We start from the raw sequence: 14,820 nt of genomic DNA, 5'->3' as shown, positions 1-14,820 counted from the left end.
GTCGCTTGTTACTTGTCCACGAAGGTGCCCTATAGAAAAAATGAATAATATGATAAATAGAAACTGTCTCAAAACCGTCTTTTCTTATTTCGTTTTTAGAATCGGCAAAGATACAATTTATCATTGAGTATTGTTCGCTGGTTTAAAAAAAATTAGCCCTTTCGTTCATCTGATAACGAAAGGGCTAATGATAATTTTTCAGGGCAAAGTGTCTTATGCCAGCGTGGAAATCTTGCGGTAACCTAAGTACAGCAATACTATGCCTGCCACTATTAAGGACTTGGGATCTAATTGTGTGGCACCGTTTTCGACGGCAGAGGTAAAGGTTTCGCGTAAAGTCCCCAGTATCAATTGTAGTCCATTGAAGGCAACGAACAACACCAGTGCCAGTGTAAAACAGAAGATTGTCAATATCTGTGACAAACGCCGACTGTGGCTGGGTAAACGATGCATCACACGGCGTGTAAATCCGTTATCAGCAATTTCCTTCCGATTGTCGGCAAAGAACTGTTCAAGGAGTTTATCATTATTTTCCATCATAACCATTTTGTTTTAAATAGGTAGCCATTTTTTCTTTCGCCCGCGAGAGATGGCTTTTTACGGTTCCCGCCGGGCATCCAGTGATACCTGCAATCTTTTCGATGCTTTGATCTTCCATAAAGAAGAGCGTGATGCAGATACGTTCCATTTCTTTCAAGGTAGCCAATGCATGATAAATATCCATACGCTGGCCCACATCATTTTGCAGTGAGCTACACTGAGCATCCACTTGGTAAGTATCTAAATCGTCCGTCTCTTTTCGGCTGCGAATATAATCATAAAATACATTATAAGCAATACGATAGAGCCAAGTTGAGAAGCTGGACAGATTTTTAAATGAAGCAATATTGGTATATGCTTTGATGAAAGTATCTTGTGCCAAGTCGTCACTCAATTCGCTGTCGCCGCAGGTCTGGTGCAGAAAGAACCGTCGTACGGGCGACTGGTACTTCTTTACCAACTGGTCGAAGGCCCTGGTGTTGTGAAACACCACGACCTGTGCGACTAACGATATGTCATTGAGTTGACTCATTTTTCTTCGTTATTCTTCTGTTGGCTATAGTGGATGACCAATTGCCCAAAGCCTGTGAACATGATGAGCAAACCTATACATCCCAGGCTGAATTCTCCGGTGATAGCCCAAAGGAAGATAAACAACCCGATTCCGGTAAAAATGTTCTTTATACCTTTATTGTAGGAGCTACTATCAATATCTGTCTGCTTAAAGAAATTCTCAGGCAACGGCTGCCCGCTTGCTAATGCTTGTTCGGCTAAACGATATTTAGCTTTGCGATTCTTATAGCGGAAGAAGAAGATGAGGAATATAATCACTAACGGTAACCCAAATATAAATACGATAGCTGTAACGGCGACAACCATTCCTGCGGTGACGCTGTCACCTAAATCGAAACCAGGAAAATCCCAACCAAGGTTACTTTGGTGATGTTTCCAATTACCGGAGTTGTCATTGTTGTCGTTGGAGCTTACGCTATTTTCGTAGGTCATGACACTCAGTGTGTCGGTTACAGCTTTCCCGTTAATAACGGTGTCTCTCAGTTCAATAACTCTTTTCTTATTTCCCAGACTGTCGTTTTCAGTAACAGTTCTGTCTTTTCCTTGTGCCAGTGTGCAAAACAACATGGCAACCATAAATGCAAAAATGATCCGTTTCATAATCTATATATTTTAAATTTGTTTCTTTATGAGTTAGACGTAACGTAGCCCTTATAAAGTTGCAAAGAGAATACTTTTTTTCAGAAATAAGTCTCCAATGGGTAAAAGGTTACCCATTTTTTTATATTACCTTTGCTTCACAAAAAACGTTATTGACGCAGCTATGGAACTACCCGTACCCTTTATTAACTATACCCGCAGACTTCTTAGCGAGACAGAATTGGAGAAACTTACTGCCATATTGCAACAAGAACAGCCTGTTAGTATTCGTATAAACGAGTCAAAGCTCAACGACTTTCACATTACTACGGAATGGGTGCCATGGTGTTCGACAGGATATTATCTTGCCAATAGACTGACGTTTACATTCGATCCTCTTTTTCATGCCGGTTGTTATTACGTGCAAGAAGCCTCTTCTATGTTTGTGGAGCAAGCGTTGAAGCAGTATGTTTCGGAAGAATCGGTGACGATGCTCGACTTATGTGCAGCTCCCGGAGGCAAATCGACGCATGTTCGCAGTGTTCTTCCGGAAGGCAGTCTGCTGGTTGCCAATGAAGTAATTCGGAACCGTTCACAGATATTAGCGGAGAATCTGACTAAATGGGGGCATCCCGGCGTGGTAGTTACCAATAATGATCCGGCAGATTTTTCTTCTTTGGAAGATTTTTTTGATGTGATTCTGACGGATGTACCTTGTTCCGGCGAAGGTATGTTTCGCAAAGATCCCGTTGCCGTGAGCGAATGGAGTCCGGAAAACGTAGAGATATGTTGGCAGCGTCAACGGCGTATAATTGCAGACATCTGGTCCTGCTTGAAGCCGGGTGGCATCCTTATATATAGTACTTGCACCTATAATACGAAAGAAGACGAGGAAAATATCCGTTGGATGCGTGATGAATTTGGGGCGGAGATACTTTCTTTGGATATTCAGGAAGATTGGAAAATCACAGGAAACCTGTTAGTTGGCGAAGACTTTCCGGTTTATCGCTTCCTTCCTCATAAGACGCGGGGCGAAGGCTTCTTTCTTGCTGTTGTCCGCAAGCCGGGGATGAGCGTCCGAAACTCCAGGGCTGAGCAATCATTTCCCCAAGGAAAAGCTTTTGAAATGCCTGGGAAAAGGAATGAAAACTCCAGGGAAAAAGGACGAAAACCTCAGGGAAAAGGGACGAAAACTCCGGGAGTTTCTAAAGAGCAACTCTCCCTACTGCGTGAGTGGCTTCTTACTCCTGATAATTACGAACTTATATTGAATGGAAATAGTGTCAGCGCTTTTCCGAAGTCTCATCTTTCGGAGCTGACTGCTTTGCAATCATCACTCCGTATTGTACAGGCAGGAGTAAATCTGGCAGAACTTAAAGGAAAAGATTGGCTGCCTGATCATGCTCTTTCCATGAGCCGGATATTGAATCCGGATACCTTTGCCCGTGAAGAAGTAGATTACAATCAAGCTATTGCTTATTTGCGGAAAGAAGCGATCACTTTGTCTGAGGATGCCCCTCGTGGAATAGTATTGCTTACTTATAAGCATACACCTCTCGGTTTTGTCAAGAACATTGGTAACCGTGCCAATAATCTGTATCCGCAAGAGTGGCGCATTCGTAGCGGGTACCTGCCGGAAGAAATTTTAGAACTTTGTCCATAAAAGCATGCAGTATTTTGTAAGTATAAGCATTTCTGTTATATAACCATAATATAAACTAATACAATTGCTTATGCTAAAGAAAACGATTGCTGCTTTAAGCCTACTTAGTATTCTTGCAGCTTGCCAAAGCGACGGAGATTCCCAGGAGCCTAAACCTCGTAAAGACATTATTCTTACACGTACAGAACAGCAGATCACAAATTCGGGAACGGATTTTGCCTTCCGCTTCTTCACTCAGGTCTGTACATCTGAAACTGCGAAACCAAATTTGTTTGTGTCTCCGTTGAGCGCATCGTTCTGTCTGTCTATGATTGCTAATGGAGCCTCCGGAAATACCTTAGCCGAGATGAAAACAGCTTTGGGCTTCTCCGATTATTCATTGGAAGATATGAATAACTATAATCAAAAGCTTGCAACTGCTTTGCTGGATTTGGATAATACTACCCGGATAGGAATAGCTAATTCTATTTGGTTAAAGCAAGGTTTCAGTGTATATGATGACTTCCTGAATGTGAATAAGCAGATGTATGATGCCCGTGTAGAAGAGTTGGACTTTACCTCTCCAAAGGCAAAAGATATAATTAATCAGTGGTGTGCCGAGAAAACTAACAATTGCATTAAAGAAGTGATTCAGGAGATTCCGGATGTAGTTCAAATGTACCTGTTAAATGCTCTTTATTTTAAAGGTATCTGGAAGACTCAATTCCAAAAAACAGATACGAAACAAGAAGTCTTCAATAATGCAGATGGCAGTAAGTCTGAAGTGTCTATGATGAACTTATCAACGAAGCCTTTTAATTATATTCAAAATGATTATTTCTCGATAGCGGAGCTTCCTTACGGAAATGAAGCATTTAGTATGGTAGTCTTTCTAACTGCTGAGGGCAAGACTTTGGATGAAAGCTTGCCAAAGCTGACTTCTGATAATTGGAATGAGTGGAATGGAAAGCTATCCTCAAATACACTGAATGTGAAGTTGCCTCGCTTTGAATTACGTTATGATAAGGATTTAATAGCTGATATGAAAGCATTAGGAATGAAAGATGCTTTTGATGGTAAAGCTGACTTCTCAAAAATGTCTACGTTTGACTTAGCTGTAGGAAAATTGGATCAATTTACTTATGTGAATGTGAATGAAGAGGGTACAGAAGCCGCAGCTGTTACAGTTGGCGAAATGGTGCTAACGGGTGCCGCACCTCCCAGTGTTTATAATTTCTATGTTGATCGTCCATTTGCGTTTATGATAAAAGAAAAAAGTACAGGAGCCATCTTGTTTATGGGTAAAGTGACGAAGCTGTAGACTATGGGTGTAAAGTAAAAGAAGTAAGGGGCTGTTTGCTAAAATGCGAACAACCCCTTATTCTATTTCTTATAATCTACTTTTGTATATCTGCGCCATTGCTTTCTGGTATTGGTTTTCCAATTGCAGCAGATTTGCTTTGCTTTGATAAACCACTGATACCTCCACAAAATACTCAATCATACTGATTTGTCCTCCAACCAGAGCCTGCTTCAGTAGGGCAAGATCTTGCTGTTGTTGGAAGGTACGGGCATATTCTTCCATAGATGTATGCAGATTGCGGGCTTCTTCATAAAGTTGCCACAAGCCGGAACTGGCTTGTAATGCAGCATTCTCTTTCTGATAATCTATGTTGAGTGCTTGCGATTTGGCTATTTTTACTTTATTACGGTTCTCGAATATCGGGAAAGAAAAGCCCACTACAACACCGTTCAATGGATGTCCGCTTTCTGTGTTGCGGCGGTAACCTAACTCCAGTTTGGGTAACCAGCCCTGTTTGCTTGCAGAAATTTGCCTGCGGGCAGCTTCGCTTTCGCTGCTGAATGATTGCAAAGTAGCATCGGCAGCCAGCAATTCGTCACTGACTTGTTGGAAATCCGTAGGCAACGGAACAACCGGATAATCCATCGAGCCGATTGCTTCGGCAGTAGGACGGTTGCCGATGGATAAAGGCTGATTGCCATTCAAGGCCGTGAGTTCCTTCAGTTTATTGTTCAAAGCCGTTTCGTTCATGCGGGCTTCGGTACGTACATTCAGTAACTCTAAATTGATTTTATTGGTTTCCAAAACATTGGCATCACCTGTAGCTAGACGTTTGGCATACATGGCAGAGAGCTCTTCGGCATTCTTCAAACGCTCACTGAGTAATGTTTGCTGGCGTTGCAACATAATGATGTCCAGGCAGATTTCTTTGGCTTGAAGTAGAATCTGCTGACGAAAAGCAGTGGCTTGTGCATCGAGTGCACCCGTCTTAAAACGGTTCATCTTTCCACGAGTTGCATAAATGGTGGGGAACTCGAAACTTTGCGAAACAACCAATTCACCTACGGTTTCACTACTGTTTTTTGAATCCCAAAGGTGGGCGTAGGATAGAGTAGGGTCCGGCAGATTATTCACTGTTTTGTTTTCCAACTTCTGTGATGAGATGAGTTGGGAATTGGCTTTCAACTCTTTATTATTCATCTCTATTTGCTGAAGTACGGCATCAATAGCCTCGTCCCGCCCCTCTCCAAAGGAGAGGGAAAAAGGAAGGATACAGGCTGTAAATGTGACTATTATAATCTTTTTCATATATAAATATTCTGAATTAGTGAGTAAATTTACTCCTTCTCCTCCGTAGAGGGTTTGGGAGAGGCTTTCATCATCAGATAAACAATCGGGATGATAAAACCGTTCAGGAACGTAGATGTTAAAAGTCCACCCAGAATAACCTTTGCCATAGGGCTTTGGATTTCATTACCGGGTAAGGTGCCACTCAAAGCAAGAGGGATTAGCGCAAGTGCCGATGATAAAGCAGTCATCAGGATAGGGTTCAGACGATCCATCGAACCGCGGATTACACTATCGTAAACACCATAACCTTCCTCTTGTTGCAGATGGTTGTAATGGCTGATGAGCAACATACCGTTTCGAGTAGCTATACCGAATAATGATATGAAACCGATAATAGCCGGAATACTGACTTCGCCGGTAGTGATAAGCAGTGCAAATACACCACCAATCAATGCCAACGGCAGGTTGATGAGGATGATAGCGCTTTCTTTCACACTGCGGAACTCGTGGTAGAGCAGCAGGAAGATAATTACAATAGACATGAACGAAGTCAATGCCAACGTACGACTGGCTGCCTGCTCGCTTTCAAACTGACCGCCATATTCGATGTGATAACCTTCCGGTAACTTGATCTGCTGATCCACCCGGTCTTGAATATCGTTGACTACACTTCGCAAGTCGCGGTCTGCTACGTTGGCAGAAATCACAATCTTACGTTTTACATTCTCGCGGCTGATGGTATTCGGTCCCATTGCCGAGCGAATTTCTGCTACATAGTTTAACGGAACTTTCTGCCCATCGTTCGTATCAATCATCAAGTTGCGTATCTTCTCCATTTCATCACGAAGATCATCTTTCACACGTACAGTCAGGTCAAAACTCTTACCTTTCTCATAAACCTGTGAAACAGCTTCGCCTGCCAGGCAGATATTGACGAACTCGGAAAATTCAGGCAATGAGATACCATACTTGGCAAGCATCTCACGTTTGGGAGATATAATAAGTTGCGGACGCTCTATCTGCTGCTCTACATTCAGGTCGGCAATGCCGGGAATATCCTGGATGGCGCCTTTTATTTCATTGCCTAATGTAAACATGCGGTTCAAGTCATCGCCAAACAACTTAATAGCGATGTTTGCTTTCGTTCCGGATAGCATGGCATCGATACGGTGGCTGATAGGTTGCCCTATTTCAATATTGGCCCCGATAATTGTACCTAACTTCTCACGTACCTCAGCTAACATCTCGCTGCGTGAACGATCTTTCAATTCAAACGGAGCCTCGATTTCAGATACATTCACACCCAATGCATGTTCGTCCAGTTCGGCACGTCCCGTTTTACGGGCAACGGTTTGTATTTCAGGAATAGATAGGAGCAGTTCCTCGGCACGATGTCCCATCTTATCACTTTCTTCCAAAGAAATACCGGGAAGTGAAGAGATATTAATAGTAAACGACCCTTCGTTGAATGGCGGAAGGAAAGAACGTCCCAGCGTAAAGAAGCAAATAAGTGCTACGACAAACAAACCGATGGTACCTCCCAATACGCTTTTCTTATGCCCCAGTACAAAAGTCAGTGCAGTGGAATACCATTCTTTCATCTTGCGGGCTACCACGGAGTCACCGTTCGAGTTCTTTTCTTTAATCTTTTCCTTTCCTAATAAGTAGGAGCAAAGCACAGGAGTTACCGTCAATGCAACGATAGTCGAAGCTGCTAATGCTACAATAAAGGCAATACCCAGCGGCACCAGCATTCTACCCTCCATACCGCTCAGGAAGAACAGTGGAACAAAGCTTACTATAATAATCAGTGTGGAGTTCAGGATAGGCATACGTACTTCTTTCGAAGCATTAAATACTACATCCAATACCTTGAGCCGTTCTTCGGCTGGTTTCAGACGATTCTCTCGTAAGCGTTTATAAACATTCTCAACGTCTACAATGGCATCATCTACCAATGAGCCGATAGCAATCGCCATACCTCCAAGACTCATTGTATTGATGGTAAAGCCCATATAATGGAGCGCCAGCAATGAGGCGATCAGCGACAAGGGTAAAGTCACCAATGAAATCACAGTAGTACGTACATTGGCAAGGAACAGGAAGAGTACGATAACTACAAAGATACCTCCTTCAAAAAGCGACTTCTGAACATTTCCGATAGAACTTTCAATAAACCGGCTTTGGCGGAAGATGTCGGTCGATATTTTCACATCGGGCGGCAAATTCTTTTGTAAGTCTTTTAAAGAAGCTTCCAGTTTATCTGTCAGTTCCAGGGTACTTGTAGAAGGTTGCTTAGTCACTGTCATTAGTACGGCCGCTTTTCCTCGTACCGAGGCTGTACCCAACTTAGGCAGTTTGGCACCTATTTGAACGTCTGCAATGTCTTCTAGAAGTATGGGAGCACCCGATGCACCGTTACCCCGTATCACAGCTTTAGCTATCTGATCTATTTTATCGGTAGATAGCACTCCACGTACAATATACTCGTTGCCATATTCATATAATACACCACCATTGGCGTTCAGATTCATTTCGCGGGTAACATTCATTACTTCGTCCAATGTAATTCCGTAATGGCGCATACGCTCCGGGTCTAATTGCACTTGATATTCCTTGATATCTCCACCCAACACGGCAACCTGTGCCACACCACCTGTAGAGAGCAGTCGGGGGCGTATGGTCCAATCGGCGAGAGTACGTAGGTCCAACATAGAAGTAGAGTCTGCCGTTAACCCCACGATCAACATTTCGCCGAGGATGGAAGACTGTGGCCCTAAGGTAGGCTTGCCCACGTTGGCAGGTAATGATTCGCCTACAACCGCCAGCTTCTCACTCACAATCTGACGAGCCAGATAAATATCCGTGTCCCAGTCAAACTCTACCCATACTACCGAAAAACCGTTAGTCGAAGAGGAGCGTACCCGACGCACACCCGTTGCACCGTTTACAGCTGTTTCTACCGGAAAAGTAACTAATTGTTCCACCTCTTCTGCTGCCATACCATTTGCTTCGGTCATAATAACTACCGTTGGCGCATTGAGATCGGGGAACACATCCACTTCCGTATGCATGGCGATGTAAGTACCGCCAATTAATAACAGCACCGATGCTACCAGCACCAGGATGCGGTTATGAAGGGAAAAATGTATTATCTTGTTTAACATGATTTTATTTACTATTTACGATTTACAATGTACAATTTAGCTGCGCAATGGCTACGTTTACAATTCACAATATACCGCATGGCAAATCGTACCTCGTAAATCGTCTAATTGTACATTTAAATTAGTGTTCATGACTATGTGCCGGTATCGCATTCGTTGCAGATGCCAGTTTCACTTGATAGGCTCCTTTGATTACAACGCGATCGCCTGCCTTTACACCGGAAAGTATTTGTACACTCTCGCCATTGTCCGCACCGAGCGTAACCAGTTGCTTCTTGTAACCTTCTTCGTCCAGTTGAAGATAGATGAAGAAGCTGCCTTGCTCTTCGGTCAGTGCACTATGTGGAACAGAGAGAATATTTTCCATAGGCGAGGAGAGTAAGAATACTTCTACGAATGAACCGGGAATAATATCTCCTTTGTTGTCGAATTCAAAAGTGACCGGTACATAATAGCCATTCTCCCCCGAGGCTTTGCCGTATGAAAGCATTCGTCCATCTAAGTCTTTAAGTGTATATACCTTATTATTATAAGGTGTACAAAAGTTAGCTGAACCAATTGTCTTTAAATAAGGGTAGTATTTTTCGGATACATCGGCGCGGAGGAATAACTTCCGGTTCTGAGTGACGCTGACCAGGGGTTGTCCTACTTGCACGTAATCACCTTCCTTTATCAAAAGACTCTTCACATATCCGCTGATGGGAGAAGTTACTGCTTGGCCGCTTGCCGAATGGTTTTTGGCAACAGCTTCATAACTGATACGCGCATTTTCATACGCTTGCTCAGCTTGTGCAAAGTCCTTTTCAGATACAATCTTGTTGCCAACAAGCGCTTTCATACGTTCATATTCTTTCTTGGAAACTTCGTAGGCTATCCGTGCTCTTTGTACCGGATCACCATCCGCCATATTCTTGGAAGACAAGATGACAAGCGGAGTACCTTTGTTGACACTCATACCTTCAATAACTTTTCCTCTGAATGAAACAACACCTGCTACTGTAGCTACGGCAACGCTCTCGTCACCTTGCGCAGCCATTACCTGACCGCTTGTTTTTATAACTTGATTAAAGGTACCCGGTTCAATAGTGCTGACTTCTACACCAGCTGCTTGTGCTTTTGCCGGTGGCAATATGATTTCGTCACTACCGCCGGCATGACTGCTTTCAGCTTCATGATCGTGGTCGGCTCCTTCAGCCTCGTGATTATGTCCTTCGCTTTCATGGTCATGATCGCCTGAGCAACTCTCTTCTGTTTCGTGATTATGTCCTTCGTGACTTTCTCCGGACTTACTGTTACAGGAGCCTAAAAGGAATAATCCAATGACTCCCATGAAAATAACTTTTTTCATGATGATATTTTTGTTCTTACTTATTAATTTGAATACAAAATTACGGTATGGAATGCGCAACTAAGTTGCAATTATTTCCGTACCGAATAGAAACTTGTCTCCGGCGGTATGCCGGTGCTGGTTAAGCAAGAACAGAAGGGGGCGCACGAAGTCCAGTGGCATGTGTGATAAACATGCCATGAAGGGATTCTAAATAGACATTATCTTGTCTTTTTAGGTTGATTTCCGGTACGACCAGTAACCTGAGAAGAGGTTCGAAGTAAAAGGTAGCTACCCATAAAGCGTCCGGATTTACCCATGATGCATCATTGTCTGTGCTGGGTGAACGCTGGAAGAAATGTGTTGTGACACATCCTGTATCGCTACAGCAGTGGTCATTTTCGGGATTATGATTGTGTTTACAACAATCGGTTGAAATATCGTTTTTCATGCAAATCAGTCCGTTTGCATGGTGATGATGAGGAATAACAGGTACCACCAGCATAACTATGCTGATGAATAGCAAGAAGTAAGTAATATACCATTTTTTTTTCATTCCTCTATCTTTGGGCGGAACAAAGATAGAGGTTAATGGATTAATTACCAAATACAAAATGCTAAAAAGCCTTGAATAAATCATTTAGTCCTTCATTCATACTGGGATGTGTGAAAATAAAATCGCGCAGATAGTTGTAAGTCTGCCCCGTTTTCATGGCCAATGCAACCGTATTGATTACTTCAGGCGCTTCGATACAAAACAAAGTACAACCTATTATTTTACCGGTATGAGGATTGATGACAGCTTTAAGCATACCATCTATATTTTGCAAAGTGCGTGCACGTGGCACCTGGGATGCAGGAAGCCGTGATACCTGAATTGGAAAACCTCGTTTGGCGGCTTCTTCCTCTGTTAATCCGATATGTGCTAACGGAGGATCAGTAAAGATGGCGTATGGAATGGGAAAGCGATCTTTATGACTTCTCTTCTTATCTCCGAACAACTTGTTACGGATGATACGGAAATCGTCAATTGATAAGTAGTCGTAGAATTCATCCCCTTTGACGTCGCCTAAAGCCCAAATATGGGGAGCAGTGGTCTGAAGTTGTTCATTAACGATTATGGCTCCGCGTTCATTAATTTCTACACCTGCTTTTTGCAGATTCAGTTCATCTACTAAAGGCTTACGTCCTGTAGCCAGTAATAAAGCATCTCCTTTTAGAAAATAAGGTGTACCATCCGAACCGTCTGTATAAGTCAGAGTAATGCCGTCTGCTGTATCATAGAGGGATTGGGTACGGACATTCAATCGTATACTAATGCCTTTACGTTTTAAAGATTCCAACATGGAAGTTGCAATATCCCGGTCAAGTTTAGGCATGAAGCGACTGCTGGCTTCCAACATGGTAACATGGCTTCCGAATCCTGCATACATTGTTGCAAACTCTAACCCTATAGGGCCGCTTCCTACGATGAGCAGGCGGGCTGGGAGGGTATCTAACTGGAGTAGTGATTCACTGGTATACACATGTTTGCTCTCATTAATTCCTTCAATGTCAGGAATAATCGGAGTAGAACCGGTATTGATGAATATCTCTTTTCCCCTGAGTACAGATTCCTTTTTATCGTAGGTGACAAGGACTGAATTTTCCGATAAGAAAGAAGCAGTTCCGGTATATAATGTAATGTTGGGATTATTCTTCACATTCTCATAATTCTTTTCACGCAAGAAGTACACGAGTTTGTTTTTCCGTGCAATGGCATGTGAATAGAATTTAGATTGATTCTTATAGTCCTCGTGAAATTGCTGTTCGGCATAATCCGACTCATGGATGAGGGTTTTGGTGGGAATACACCCCACATTGACACACGTACCTCCATACATTAGAGGAGAGCGCTCTATAATGGCAACTTTCCAGTTGCGCTCGGCTAGTTCGGCAGCTAACATTTTTCCGCCTTTGCCGAATCCTATTATAATGGCATCATACTGTTTCATTTTATTTTCTCTTAGTTAAGGGGTTACTAAAATGAAACAATATGGCTAACCATTTGTTCTGCAAAAATGTTAATGATAGTTACCGTTCTAGTTCGCGAAGAGAATCCATTTTCTTCTTCTCCAGGAACTCATAAATACCGCTCAAATGTTCTTTTACTTGTTTGTTTCCAAACTCATAGACTTTACTTACCAAACCGTCAAGGAAGTCACGATCATGGCTTACAACGATTAGTGTTCCGTCAAAATCCATGAGTGCTTGTTTTAGGATATCCTTGGTCTTCATGTCGAGGTGATTGGTAGGCTCATCCAATATCAGAAGGTTCACCGGTTCCAGCAATAGCTTTATCATGGCAAGGCGTGTACGCTCTCCACCGGACAAAACTTTTACTTTCTTCATAGACTCTTCGGGACCACCAAACATGAAGGCACCTAGTAAATCACGAATCTTATTGCGGATTTCTCCTTTGGCAACATCATCAATAGTCTGGAATACCGTGAGGTTTTCATCCAGCATGGAGGCTTGATTCTGTGCAAAATATCCTATTTGTACATTGTGTCCTAAAGTGAGGGTTCCTTCATGTTCTATTTCTCTCATGATGCACTTTACCAACGTAGACTTACCTTCACCGTTTTTTCCTACAAAAGCAACTTTGTCGCCTCTTTCAATAGTTAGATTGGCATTCTTGAATACTACTTTGTCGCCATAGGTTTTTCCTACGCTTTCCATAATGACGGGATAATTGCCCGAACGAGGAGAAGGTGGGAACTTCAGACGAAGTGCTGAAGTGTCTTCCTCGTCCACTTCCAGTATTTCAAGCTTTTCAAGCATCTTGACGCGGCTCTGCACTTGCAAGGTTTTAGAATAAGTACCCTTAAAGCGTTCAATAAACTCTTTGGTTTCGGCTATAAACTTTTGCTGCTCATCGTATGCTTTTTGTTGTTGTTCACGACGTTCTTTGCGTAGCTCCAGATATTTGGAGTAATTTACTTTATAATCATAAATCCGTCCCATCGTTACTTCGAGGGTACGGGTTGTAATATTATCCACGAATTTGCGGTCATGGCTGATGACAATAACGGCTTTCCCATTGTTAATAAGGAAATCTTCCAGCCATTGAATAGATTCTATGTCGAGGTGATTGGTGGGCTCGTCCAGTAAGAGTACGTCCGGTTTTTGAAGTAATAATTTGGCGAGTTCTATACGCATGCGCCAGCCACCGCTGAAATCACAAGTCTGCCGATTAAAGTCTTCACGGCTGAAGCCTAGTCCGAGTAGTGCTTTCTCTACATCTTCCTCATAGTTAGTTGAATCGATGGAATAGAACTTCTCGCTAAGTGAGGACACTTTTTCAATCAATTCCATGTAGCTATCGCTTTCATAATCGGTACGCGTTTCAAGTTCTTTATTGAGGCTTTCTATTTCCGCTTCCATTTCGTGCAGATGGGCAAAGGCTTGTGCGGTTTCCTGAAATACGGTACGTCCGTCTTCTGTCATCAAGTGCTGGGGAAGATAAGCAATCACACTTTCTTTGGGGGCAGAAATTTTGCCCCGAGTCGGTTGCCTAGCACCGGCAAGTATCTTTAATAATGTACTTTTGCCTGCGCCATTTTTCCCCATTAAGGCAATGCGGTCTTTCTCGTTGATGACGAAGGAAATATCACTAAATAAGGTGGTGCCGCCAAATTCTACGGCTAGTCCGTCTATAGAAATCATTATGTGTTCTTTAAAATGAGGTGCAAAGATAAAGTAAAATTCCGATTAAGTGAGTTAAGAGGAAGCTTGTTTCCTCTTATGAGTGTGAGGAATTTATTTAAATTGAGAGCAGAATAAAATGAACTCGTTCATTTTATTCTGCCGAAATGCAGCTTATCTTATCGAAAGATAATGCATTTATATTATTTTTTATATCTTTGGTGCCATCTAAACACAGAAGTAATAAATCATGGAAAGAATGAGTATAGCAGAAGAATATCGTCCACTCATATTGGTAGCGGAAGATGACGAAAGTAATTTTAAACTGATAAAAGCCATTATTGGCAGGAAGTGTGATATCATCTGGGCGAAGAATGGAGAAGAGATGGTGAATAACTATCGGGAAAATAAAGATCACGTAGCGGCTATGTTGATGGATATAAAGATGCCTATCATGAATGGCTTGGATGCTACCAAAATAATTCGTGAAGAGGGATGTACTCTTCCTATTATAATGCAGACTGCTTATGCTTTTTCATCAGATAGGGAGAATGCAATGAAATGCGGTGCAAGTGAAGTGTTGGTAAAGCCGATTACACTGGCAACGTTACGTGGTGGCTTGAGCCGTTTCCTGCCTCAGTTAGTTTGGTAGATATTAGAAGTTAATATATAAAAAAGGATGTCCTCGAGACATCCTTTTTGCTTTATAGCT

12 protein-coding genes are annotated in these 14,820 nt (G+C 42.5%); 3 read left to right on the top strand and 9 right to left on the bottom strand.

Annotated elements, in window-relative coordinates:
* Positions 1-213: 213 nt before the first annotated feature.
* From Q1W14_RS11040 to Q1W14_RS11030, 3 genes are read right to left on the bottom strand one after another with little or no spacing between them, the layout of a single operon-like run.
* Positions 214-540, bottom strand: a complete 327-nt coding sequence (locus Q1W14_RS11040) for a DUF5056 domain-containing protein (RefSeq protein WP_300701457.1) — start codon at positions 538-540, stop codon at positions 214-216.
* Entirely contained in the window at positions 527-1,072 is a 546-nt protein-coding gene (locus Q1W14_RS11035; protein ID WP_300701456.1) for a sigma-70 family RNA polymerase sigma factor, read from the bottom strand. Before Q1W14_RS11035 ends, Q1W14_RS11040 begins: the two co-directional genes overlap by 14 nt.
* Complete coding sequence (locus Q1W14_RS11030; protein ID WP_300701455.1) at positions 1,069-1,713, bottom strand: DUF6249 domain-containing protein; 645 nt, start codon at positions 1,711-1,713, stop codon at positions 1,069-1,071. Before Q1W14_RS11030 ends, Q1W14_RS11035 begins: the two co-directional genes overlap by 4 nt.
* A 163-nt stretch (positions 1,714-1,876) precedes the next feature.
* Here Q1W14_RS11030 and Q1W14_RS11025 point away from each other — a divergent pair, with 163 nt between their 5' ends.
* Positions 1,877-3,355 carry an rRNA cytosine-C5-methyltransferase gene (locus Q1W14_RS11025; RefSeq protein WP_300701454.1) on the top strand — a complete coding sequence of 493 codons (1,479 nt, stop codon included), beginning with the start codon at positions 1,877-1,879 and terminating at the stop codon, positions 3,353-3,355.
* A gap of 70 nt (positions 3,356-3,425) precedes the next feature.
* Positions 3,426-4,655 carry a serpin family protein gene (locus tag Q1W14_RS11020; protein ID WP_300701453.1) on the top strand — a complete coding sequence of 410 codons (1,230 nt, stop codon included), beginning with the start codon at positions 3,426-3,428 and terminating at the stop codon, positions 4,653-4,655.
* Positions 4,656-4,724: 69 nt separating this feature from the next.
* Here the strand turns inward: Q1W14_RS11020 and Q1W14_RS11015 are convergent, their stop codons facing one another.
* The 6 genes from Q1W14_RS11015 to Q1W14_RS10990 all read right to left on the bottom strand — a co-directional run bounded on the left by Q1W14_RS11015 (position 4,725) and on the right by Q1W14_RS10990 (position 14,129).
* Positions 4,725-5,945 (bottom strand): TolC family protein, encoded by a 1,221-nt coding sequence (locus Q1W14_RS11015; protein WP_300701452.1) that lies wholly within the window; start codon positions 5,943-5,945, stop codon positions 4,725-4,727.
* A gap of 29 nt (positions 5,946-5,974) precedes the next feature.
* Positions 5,975-9,094 (bottom strand): efflux RND transporter permease subunit, encoded by a 3,120-nt coding sequence (locus Q1W14_RS11010; protein ID WP_300701451.1) that lies wholly within the window; start codon positions 9,092-9,094, stop codon positions 5,975-5,977.
* Positions 9,095-9,215: 121 nt separating this feature from the next.
* Positions 9,216-10,442, bottom strand: coding sequence for an efflux RND transporter periplasmic adaptor subunit (locus Q1W14_RS11005; protein ID WP_300701450.1), 1,227 nt, complete (start codon positions 10,440-10,442; stop codon positions 9,216-9,218).
* 121 nt (positions 10,443-10,563) lie between these two features.
* Positions 10,564-10,977: a DUF6769 family protein gene (locus Q1W14_RS11000; protein ID WP_300701449.1), complete on the bottom strand. Its 414-nt coding sequence runs from the start codon at positions 10,975-10,977 to the stop codon at positions 10,564-10,566.
* Positions 10,978-11,038: 61 nt separating this feature from the next.
* Positions 11,039-12,415 (bottom strand): FAD-dependent oxidoreductase, encoded by a 1,377-nt coding sequence (locus tag Q1W14_RS10995; protein ID WP_300701448.1) that lies wholly within the window; start codon positions 12,413-12,415, stop codon positions 11,039-11,041.
* 79 nt (positions 12,416-12,494) lie between these two features.
* Complete coding sequence (locus Q1W14_RS10990) at positions 12,495-14,129, bottom strand: ABC-F family ATP-binding cassette domain-containing protein (protein ID WP_300701447.1); 1,635 nt, start codon at positions 14,127-14,129, stop codon at positions 12,495-12,497.
* Between the two features lie 238 nt (positions 14,130-14,367).
* Between Q1W14_RS10990 and Q1W14_RS10985 the strand changes: the two genes are divergently transcribed.
* Entirely contained in the window at positions 14,368-14,760 is a 393-nt protein-coding gene (locus Q1W14_RS10985) for a response regulator (RefSeq protein ID WP_300701446.1), read from the top strand.
* The last annotated feature ends 60 nt before the right edge of the window (positions 14,761-14,820 follow it).

The organism is Bacteroides sp., assembly GCF_030151085.1.
Taxonomy (GTDB): Bacteria; Bacteroidota; Bacteroidia; order Bacteroidales; family Bacteroidaceae; genus Bacteroides.
This window is presented reverse-complemented; position numbering and strand designations above follow the sequence as displayed.